Annotated in this window: 7 protein-coding genes, 15 tRNA genes and 1 rRNA gene; 1 reads left to right on the forward strand and 22 read right to left on the reverse strand. The window is 49.3% G+C overall.

Annotated elements, in window-relative coordinates; all coding sequences use genetic code 11:
* Positions 1–4 precede the first annotated feature (4 nt).
* Complete coding sequence (locus FZ040_RS09370; RefSeq protein WP_149171750.1) at positions 5–379, forward strand: P-II family nitrogen regulator; 375 nt, start codon at positions 5–7, stop codon at positions 377–379.
* Positions 380–440: 61 nt separating this feature from the next.
* On the opposite strand, the gene FZ040_RS09375 is transcribed toward FZ040_RS09370, so the two are convergent.
* From FZ040_RS09375 to rrf, 22 genes are all read right to left on the reverse strand, one after another.
* A complete protein-coding gene (locus FZ040_RS09375) occupies positions 441–1,196 on the reverse strand; it encodes an HAD hydrolase family protein (protein ID WP_149171751.1) in 756 nt (251 codons plus the stop codon).
* Positions 1,197–1,308: 112 nt separating this feature from the next.
* Positions 1,309–3,288 (reverse strand): methyl-accepting chemotaxis protein, encoded by a 1,980-nt coding sequence (locus FZ040_RS09380; protein ID WP_149171752.1) that lies wholly within the window; start codon positions 3,286–3,288, stop codon positions 1,309–1,311.
* A 209-nt stretch (positions 3,289–3,497) separates the two neighbouring features.
* Complete coding sequence (locus FZ040_RS09385; protein ID WP_149171753.1) at positions 3,498–3,863, reverse strand: hypothetical protein; 366 nt, start codon at positions 3,861–3,863, stop codon at positions 3,498–3,500.
* A gap of 150 nt (positions 3,864–4,013) precedes the next feature.
* Positions 4,014–4,274 carry a hypothetical protein gene (locus FZ040_RS09390; RefSeq protein WP_149171754.1) on the reverse strand — a complete coding sequence of 87 codons (261 nt, stop codon included), beginning with the start codon at positions 4,272–4,274 and terminating at the stop codon, positions 4,014–4,016.
* 86 nt (positions 4,275–4,360) lie between these two features.
* Positions 4,361–5,485, reverse strand: coding sequence for a DUF362 domain-containing protein (locus tag FZ040_RS09395; RefSeq protein ID WP_187620302.1), 1,125 nt, complete (start codon positions 5,483–5,485; stop codon positions 4,361–4,363).
* Positions 5,486–5,817: 332 nt separating this feature from the next.
* On the reverse strand, positions 5,818–7,152 hold the full coding sequence (locus tag FZ040_RS09400; RefSeq protein WP_149171756.1) for a lipase family protein: 1,335 nt from the start codon (positions 7,150–7,152) through the stop codon (positions 5,818–5,820).
* A gap of 68 nt (positions 7,153–7,220) precedes the next feature.
* Positions 7,221–7,306, reverse strand: a tRNA-Leu gene (locus FZ040_RS09405).
* A 7-nt stretch (positions 7,307–7,313) separates the two neighbouring features.
* Positions 7,314–7,400, reverse strand: a tRNA-Leu gene (locus tag FZ040_RS09410).
* A 176-nt stretch (positions 7,401–7,576) separates the two neighbouring features.
* Positions 7,577–7,662: transfer RNA gene (locus FZ040_RS09415), tRNA-Leu, on the reverse strand.
* A gap of 19 nt (positions 7,663–7,681) precedes the next feature.
* Positions 7,682–7,768: transfer RNA gene (locus FZ040_RS09420), tRNA-Leu, on the reverse strand.
* A gap of 35 nt (positions 7,769–7,803) precedes the next feature.
* Positions 7,804–7,892 (reverse strand) — tRNA-Leu (locus FZ040_RS09425).
* A gap of 16 nt (positions 7,893–7,908) precedes the next feature.
* Positions 7,909–7,982, reverse strand: a tRNA-Gly gene (locus tag FZ040_RS09430).
* A gap of 12 nt (positions 7,983–7,994) precedes the next feature.
* A tRNA-Thr gene (locus FZ040_RS09435) sits at positions 7,995–8,070 on the reverse strand.
* A 9-nt stretch (positions 8,071–8,079) separates the two neighbouring features.
* Positions 8,080–8,155, reverse strand: a tRNA-Phe gene (locus FZ040_RS09440).
* A gap of 54 nt (positions 8,156–8,209) precedes the next feature.
* Positions 8,210–8,286, reverse strand: a tRNA-Asp gene (locus FZ040_RS09445).
* Between the two features lie 6 nt (positions 8,287–8,292).
* Positions 8,293–8,368: transfer RNA gene (locus tag FZ040_RS09450), tRNA-Val, on the reverse strand.
* Between the two features lie 6 nt (positions 8,369–8,374).
* Positions 8,375–8,450, reverse strand: a tRNA-Lys gene (locus tag FZ040_RS09455).
* Positions 8,451–8,458: 8 nt separating this feature from the next.
* Positions 8,459–8,533, reverse strand: a tRNA-Glu gene (locus tag FZ040_RS09460).
* Positions 8,534–8,564: 31 nt separating this feature from the next.
* Positions 8,565–8,640, reverse strand: a tRNA-Lys gene (locus FZ040_RS09465).
* A gap of 5 nt (positions 8,641–8,645) precedes the next feature.
* Positions 8,646–8,722: transfer RNA gene (locus tag FZ040_RS09470), tRNA-Gln, on the reverse strand.
* Positions 8,723–8,745: 23 nt separating this feature from the next.
* Positions 8,746–8,821 (reverse strand) — tRNA-Asn (locus FZ040_RS09475).
* A gap of 5 nt (positions 8,822–8,826) precedes the next feature.
* Positions 8,827–8,943: ribosomal RNA gene (gene rrf, locus FZ040_RS09480) — 5S ribosomal RNA — on the reverse strand.
* Between the last annotated feature and the right edge of the window lie 2 nt (positions 8,944–8,945).

Below are 8,945 nucleotides of genomic sequence, written 5' to 3' on the forward strand. Positions count from 1 at the left end.
CCGCATGAAAATCACAAAAATTGAAATCATCACCCGCTCCAGCAAACTCGATGACCTCATGCGCGCCCTCAACGAAATCGGCGTACTCGGCATGACGGTAAGCCAGGTATTTGGCTGTGGCCTGCAGAAAGGCCACGAAGAAGTTTACCGCGGGAAAAAATACGATATCAATCTCGTACCAAAGATCAAGATTGAGACCGTAATCTGCGAAGTTCCCGTCGAGAAAGTTCTCGATACAGCTCAGAAAGTCCTGCGCACTGGCAGCTTTGGCGATGGCAAGATTTTCGTTACGGAACTTACCGATGCTGTCCGCATCCGTACCGGCCAGCGCGGTGCTGAAGCGATTAAAGATATCCCCGGTGAGAAAAAAGAAGCATAATCCACTCGCGAAACGAAAAATACCGATGACTCCTCGGCAAGAGTCATCGGTATTTTTTTACTCACATATTGTCCAGCAGCATCGCCCCCACCGTATCATATACCTTCGCTGCAGCTTCCTGCATAAAAGGCTTGGCTGTTGCTACCGTAAATCCGTGGAATCGTTCAATCATCGGCAAATCATTTTTATCATCACCAATAACCAGTAGTTCCTTATCCTTCCAAGCGCCAGAATCAAGCATCTTTTGCAGCCCCCAGCCCTTATCGCTCTCCACATAGTTGATATCGAGATAACTGCGGTTGATATTGCCGCCAAGGCTTGGATATTTCGCATGGATATCATCCGAGACCTGCTGTGCTTGCTCCGGGGTATCAAACTTCATGCTGATTTGAACCACATCGGAAAGCTTTAGTGCCTGTTCCACCGTAATTGGCGGAATCAATTCGATCGGAATCAACGGATTGGGCCGGATACTATACACCTCATGAGCCGTAAACACCAGCAGGGAATAGTGCTCATCCTGCACAATCTCCATCGAAAGGAGCCCCTGTAAAACCTCCGGCGCAATTGCCTGGCAGTGCATCATATTCCCTTGGGCATCCAGCGACACCGCACCATTATTGCAAACGAGAAAATCCAGCTGCAAATCATCATATTTCGCCAACGCTTCACGAATAAGCGAAAGCCCCCGTCCCGTGGCAATGCCAAATTTGTTGCCAGCCTCCTGCCAAACTTTTATCGCCTTGATATTTTCCTCGGGAATAGGCTCACCGATGGGGCAAAGGGTTCCGTCAAAATCCGTTGCTGCTATTTTCATTCCTGCGTCCTCCTGCTCGTTCGTTTATTCCTATCATATCACAAAAGAGGTTTGCCGCAAAAGCAAACCTCTTTCTTATCCCTCGTTTTATCGCTATTGTTCAAGTGCCGGTTTATACTCGGAATTTTGCTGCCATATCCTGCAGCTCGGAAGCCATCTTAGCCAAAGACTGCGAAGCTGCCGCAATTTCCTGCGTTGAAGCCGACTGTTCCTCCGTAGCGGCCGAAATTGACTCCGTCTGCTCGGCGGTCTTGCGGCTTACCGCATCAATGCTGTTTACTGCGCTTTCAATCTGCGAACCGCCCGCCGATACAACCTGTACCGCCTCATCAATCGCTGCCATACGCTCTTTGATGGCCGCAACACGCTGCATGATACTATGGAACTCCTCACCTACGGCGCGGATTGCCTCAGCACCATTCTGTACTTCGTCACTACCAGCCTGCATACTGCTTACTGCCTCGCCAGTACCGCGCTGAACCGCACCAATGCGCTGGCGGATTTCCTCCGTAGCTGCCTGGGACTGCTCGGCCAGCTTGCGCACCTCATCGGCAACCACCGAGAAACCACGCCCCTGTTCGCCAGCACGCGCCGCCTCAATCGCCGCATTAAGTGCTAACAGATTCGTCTGCTCAGCAATGCCGGAAATTGTATCGATGATGGCACCAATCTCCTGCGAATGTTTGCCAAGTTTTGCTACAACCTCTGCCGAATCGCCAACACTCGATTCAATCTTGCCCATGCGGTTTACCGCCTGCTCCATCAAAGTCTGGCCGTTGCTGGCGGCATGTGCTGCTGCCACCGTCATTTCCGTAATCTGCTGAATCTGGGCCACGACACCGTCGAGCTTAGCTACCACATCCTGCACATTCCGTGCAGCCTTGTCGACATGCCCTGTCTGGTCCGAAACACCGGCAGCAACCTCCGCTACGGTCTGGGCCACATTCGTAGACGCATCCGCCGACTGCTGGGCACTTGCCGTCAGCTCCTCACTCGAAGCTGCCACCTGCTCAGAAGTAGCACTCATCTGCGTGATAAGCTTCTTGATATGTGCCTTCATCGCATTGAATCCGCGTCCAAGGTCACCGAGTTCATCCGCTTCAAGATTCACAAGGTCTTGGCCACTCAAGTTGCCTTCTGCCAATTCCGCAGCATGTTCCTTAAGCTCCAAAATACGACGCGTTATGCCCGTTGCAAACTGCAGGCAGGCAAAGACAATCAGCATGATGCCCACCAGCGTCAAAACGCCATAGGTCCATTTTAATGCGGTAAGCTGGCTGTAAATGACCTCCTCCGGCACGAGAATTCCAACAATCCAGTTGGTACTGGGGATTTTCGCATAAGCGAGGACCATATCCTCCCCATTTTTCTCGACTGTAGTAAATCCGGTGTCCTGCTGCGTCATGCGCTGATATTCCTGCTGGAATCCCGGCAAATCAGCGGCATTCTTGTTCAGCGCATCCTGGTCTTCCGTAGCGATAACGTTGCCGGCATTGTCGAGGATGTAGCCAACACCCTCCCCCTGATATTTGAGGTCCTTAACCTCTTCACTGAGGATATCCAGGAAAATATCTTCACAGACAGCACCTCGATATGCACCAGCAGCATTATGATACGGTGCGGCAATCGATACCACCAATTTTCCCGTAATACGGTCGACATACGTATCCATAAATTCTACCTGGTCCGATGCCTTCGGCAGCTTATAAAACCGCATGGTAAGCGGATTGAGCTTCGGGGCCAGATTGCCGGCACGATACCCTACAATAGTGCCATCACTGTTGCCCACCACCAAATCCGAAACAGAATTTGCATCCTCACCAGCTACTGCCAGTAAGGACCGCAATTGCTCTGGTGACTTCGTACCATCATCCTGCTTGGCCATAAGGTTTGCCGCCGATACTGCCACCTGCTTCTTAGCCAGCAGCCAGCCATCCAGTTTATTGGCTGCCCCTTGCATCGTATCGGTAATTTCCCGTTCGACGCTGCTACTGAGATGACTGCTGGCAAGATAGTATCCCACACCAGATACAATTGCCATGATTACACCGGCCACACCAGCCAGTGCAAAAAATTTTTGTTTGATACCCATTTCCTTTCCTCCTTAAAACATAAGCATTTTCTTATTTTATTCTAAAAATGTATCAATTTCAAGGACATTATGTAAATTTGTAACGATAAGCGAGACATTTTTACACACAAAAAATGCGTACAAGCCAGTAACTTACTAAGCCTGTACACATTTAACCATTTATAAAAATTTTTCCTTAATTCATGGTCACAACGTGGCAAATCCACTCATCAAACCGTTGCACTGAACAAGGAACCGGCAGCCACCTGATTGCCTGCCGTATAGGCCTTAGGAACCCAGCTGCCCGCAACCTGCAAATTCTGCTGCTGCTGAACCGTTGCCCCACTAAGCTTTGTTTCGGAAATAATGCGTCCGCCCTGCATCTTCCGGACGACCAGCGTTCCATCCGGCAATAACTTCGTAACCGTAATCGCACCTGCCGTTTGATTCTCCTCGGACTTTGCCCGCGCCGTTGCCTCGGCTAGAACTTCACGAAAACCAGTTGACGCTTCCTTGCTCTTATTGCCCGCGGAGGAATCTGAATACTGATTATCATAATGCAAGGCACTGATACTGCTGATTGCATGAATCCCCATATATATTCCTCCTTTGCCTTCATACATAATCTTTCTTTTTTTACATTATCTATCGGCAAGATTAGAACTCTATGGGATTTATGTAAACTTTAAGACAAAAATAATGCCGCCTTAACAAAGGCGGCATATCTCATGCAGGTTTAATTTTCCTCACTGTTCGTCGGAAAAACGGCGGCGGAAAAGTTCGGACTCTTTTCCCTTGCCCTTGAATAACAATGCGCACATTTCCTCAATCGAGAGCTTATCCACATCGGCAATCTCAATCACCAGCACCGAATCCTGCGCATGCATCTCACCGACTGGCAAGCACATATACTTCTCGGGGACTGCGGTTATTTCCCCTTTATAATCTTTGATTTCGACCTGCTGTTTTTCCGGCAGGATTGCCAGTAATTCCGATAGTACAATCATGTCAACACATTCCTTCGTTTTCTAGTTTGTCCTATATATCATTCGCGATACCAGCACCAAAATCCTGCCTGCTTTTTGCCGCTTCGTTATTTCAGTTTTACCAGCTCATACTCCCGGGTACCCATGCCGATTTTCTCCGCATGTTCGAGCGTTTCTTTCCAATGAACATTCGGATTGTTGTCCATAAACACATCATGGTGATGATGCCAATCCGGCTGTTTCAGATTATCGCCCAGCTGGCTGTTTTCGATAGCCGTCATCTTCTGGCAGGCATCCACACAAGCCTGGTCAATTGCCACAGGGTCAAAAGAAGCGAACATGCCAATATTCGGCAGGATTGGTGCATCATTTTCCCCATGGCAGTCACAGTTCGGCGAAATGTCCATAGCCAGGCTCACATGGAAGCAGGGACGATCCTGGACAACCGCCTGCGCATACTCTGCCATCTTCTTATCCAACAGGTCGCCCGCATCCCACTGTTCGTTGCGGATTGCCGAAAAACCACAGGCACCGATACAGCGGCCACAGCCTTTGCAAAGATCTGCGTGGATGACTGCCTTGTTGTTCTCATAGGTAATGGCATTGGAACCACACTCTTTGGCACATTTGCGGCAACCACGGCAGCGGTCAGCATTGACGACACATTTCCCCGAAGAATGCTGCTCCATCTTACCGGCACGGCTTCCACAGCCCATGCCAATATTCTTGATGGCGCCGCCAAAGCCTGTCATCTCATGTCCTTTGAAGTGAGAAAGGCTGATTACAATATCCGCATCCATAACGGCCCGGCCGATTTTGGCGGCTTTTACATACTCACCATTCTTAACAGGTACTTCAATATCATCCGTTCCCTTCAGGCCATCGCCGATGATGATCTGACAGCCTGTAGTCGTGGGATTGAATCCATTGAAATTCGCACAATCCAAATGCTCCAGGGCATGCTTACGACTGCCCGGATAGAGCGTATTGCAATCTGTCAGAAAAGGAACACCTCCCTGCTCTTTGACGATATCAGCAATGACCTTTGCATATTGCGGACGGAGGAAGGCCATATTGCCAAGCTCACCAAAATGCATTTTGATGGCCACAAATTTGCCCTCCATATCAATTTTCTTAATGCCAGCAGCAATGCACAGCGTTTTAAGCTTTTGCAGCAGACTCGTGCCCACCTGCACGCGAAAATCGGTAAAATAAACGTTAGCTTTCTCCATTATGAACTCCTCTCAAATACAACACAGGGCAGTTAAACACAGGGTTGACGATAACAGAAAACAACCGCCAATGGCTTTCTCGTCACCAATTGGCGGTTATTTCCTGTCTTTTGTTATCTTTTCCATGTACCTTTTCCCATGGGGTTCTTACCAGCCCATCGGAATCTCCTCCCCTTGCTTATTGACATGCCGGCTGCTATTGGAAAGCCCTGAACTTCTTTCCTTTAGCTTACTTCTACTATACCCGAATTTTAGCTAGATGTCAATAAGTTTTCAGAGTTTTTAATGTATTCTGTACACAGTAAGATATCCCGCGCTTACGCTGCCATTTCTTACTGCAGGAATTTTTCCCGCTGCTCCCTTGCCTGAAACTGCAAATAAACCACCGTTTCAATCGGCGTCAGATTGGTGGTAGTAGCACTGGTTGTCTGCATAGTCAGCAAATTCCCATCGGTATTATAGAGCTCCTCTTCCATTACCAGGCGGTAATTATTGCGCTCATTCCGGATGCGGCTGCCAGAAAAACGCTCTACCAAAACATAGCGGCAGCCAGCCTTCTTTTGCTCTGCACAAAGAGCAGCAATACTCTTCTTATCACTCTTTTCCGGCAGGATAACAGGAGCATACTCCTGTTGCAGCAATTCCCGCAGGGTGCGCCGCATATAAGGCAAATCCTGCTGGAGCTTTTTATCCAGTTTAAACTCAAACGGAGCAACATAAAGGCCGCCACTTAGTCTTGCCGGAGTTCCCTGCAGCGTTGGCGGCATTGGGTCGGTTTCTGGATGGGTATCCTGATACGTCCGCAGGCTCTGGTCGAGATAGAGAACCATATCATGAGCAAACCGCTCTGATTTATTATTCTTCCAGACAATCTTTTTCCCGAATTGAACAAATCCGCCGGTTAACGACTGCAAAACACTCTTGACCGGGTCAGCCGCCATCGTAATCCGCGTAAGATTCATCTTATGTTCATACCGGCGCGCAAAAGTTTCATTGCCTACGGCTGGTGCGCCAAAGGTGATGACCTGCAGCTGCTCGGGGCGGACGCCCAAATCGGCGAAACGGGCAGCGGCCAGCGTTGCCGAGGCTCCACCGAGGCTATGACCAGTCAAATAAAGGATTTCATCGGGATTTCCCCGCAGTTCCTGCGCCAGGAATTCCCCAGCCGTCCGGTTGCCAAACTCATCCAGCGGCTGCTGGAAGAGTGCTACTTGAACGTAATCATTAAACCCTTGATGTACGAGCGGTTGGGAGCCATTGTGTTCCCCTAGCGCAGCAGCCTCCTTAAATTGCTGTGGTGTTTTCCCGCCAAACAAGACACGTTTGACCCGGAAATCAATCTCGGCATCTTTTAACCGTTCAGTGCCTGGAAAAGCCAGAAAATAGACCGACTGTTTTCCCGGAAGATTGCGCGACACCAAATGAAAGCGTCCGTCGGCTACACGATTGATATTCTCCCGCGAATCAAAATACCAGCCGCTTTCCTCCAGCCATTCACGAGTTAAAAGGTTGAGCCCGTCACTATAAGACGCCAGCGAAACCAAGCTTGAGGTAAAGTAAAGCTCTGCCTCCTGCGGCGTTATCGCAGCAGCCAAACACCGCCACGGCACGAACAAACTAACAAGCAGAATATAAATGCTTATGCCTATTGCCCGAACGATTCTCATCGGTACCCTCCTTGCATAGACTTATGGTACAAGAAAAGCCCAGACAAAAGTCTGAGCTAAAATTTCAATGGTGCGGTCGATGGGACTTGAACCCATACGTCTTGTGAACACTACCCCCTCAAAGTAGCGCGTCTGCCAATTCCGCCACGACCGCAAGAACATGGTGCGGATGAGAGGACTTGAACCTCCACGATGTCACCACCACTAGTACCTGAAACTAGCGCGTCTGCCGATTCCGCCACATCCGCATATTTAATTGTCATTCGATATAAGCACCGAATCAACATGTAATATTATAAGTGAAATACCATTCATTGTCAACACTTTTTCTACAACAATTTTAAAATTATGGCACTAAAATTTAAGCAGCCTGGAAACTAAAAAACCATCTGATATTACTATCAGATGGTATACAAATCATATATGGTGCGGTTGATGGGACTTGAACCCATACGTCTTGTGAACACTACCCCCTCAAAGTAGCGCGTCTGCCAATTCCGCCACAACCGCATATAAGCAAAAATCAATATGGTGCGGACGAGAGGACTTGAACCTCCACGATGTCACCACCACTAGTACCTGAAACTAGCGCGTCTGCCGATTCCGCCACGTCCGCATAATAACTATTTAATTACCCGCCTTCATAAAAGGTGGTGCCGAGGACCGGAATCGAACCGGTACGGTTGTTTCCAACCGACGGATTTTAAGTCCGTTGCGTCTGCCAGTTCCGCCACCCCGGCAGTAACATATCAATAATGGAGCGGGTGATGGGAATCGAACCCACGTGATCAGCTTGGAAGGCTGGAGCTCTACCATTGAGCTACACCCGCAAATAAAACAAGTGGAGCTGGCGAGAGGAATTGAACCCCCAACCTGCTGATTACAAGTCAGCTGCTCTACCAATTGAGCTACACCAGCTTGAAAAAATGGTGCCTCCGAGCGGAATCGAACCACTGACACGGGGATTTTCAGTCCCCTGCTCTACCAACTGAGCTACAGAGGCATTTTAACAAGTTGCATATATATTTATAACGCCATAAGGCGTTAAAAATCAAAATGGCGACCCGAAGGGGACTTGAACCCCTGACCTCCGCCGTGACAGGGCGGCATTCTAACCAACTAAACTACCGGGCCATAATATGGTGGGCGATAACAGGATCGAACTGCTGACATCCTGCTTGTAAGGCAGGCGCTCTCCCAGCTGAGCTAATCGCCCATAAAATGGTGACCCACCACGGAATCGAACCGTGAACCTACTGATTAAGAGTCAGTTGCTCTGCCAGTTGAGCTAGTGAGTCATGATAAATGGTGACGCGTATGGGATTCGAACCCATGAAGCCGCCGTGAAAGGGCGGTGTCTTAACCGCTTGACCAACGCGCCAAAAACAATCAAGTGGAATGATGTTAAAAAATGGTGGCTCACCCGGGATTCGAACCCGGGACACCCTGATTAAAAGTCAGGTGCTCTACCAACTGAGCTAGTGAACCATATCTGGCTGGGGTAGCTGGACTCGAACCAGCGGATGCGGGAGTCAAAGTCCCGTGCCTTAACCGACTTGGCTATACCCCAATCACCCCAGGGTATGAACAAAATGGCTCCTCGAGCAGGATTCGAACCTGCGACAGCCTGATTAACAGTCAGGTGCTCTACCGGCTGAGCTATCGAGGAATCAAAACCGGCAATTACCTATCCTCCCAGTCCGTCTCCAGACAAGTACTTTCGGCCTCTGTATGCTTAACTACTGTGTTCGGTATGGGAACAGGTGGAACCATACAGGCATCATCACCGGATA

It is taken from the genome of Pseudoselenomonas ruminis (assembly GCF_008271295.1).
Classification (GTDB): Bacteria; Bacillota; Negativicutes; order Selenomonadales; family Selenomonadaceae; genus Selenomonas_A; species Selenomonas_A ruminis.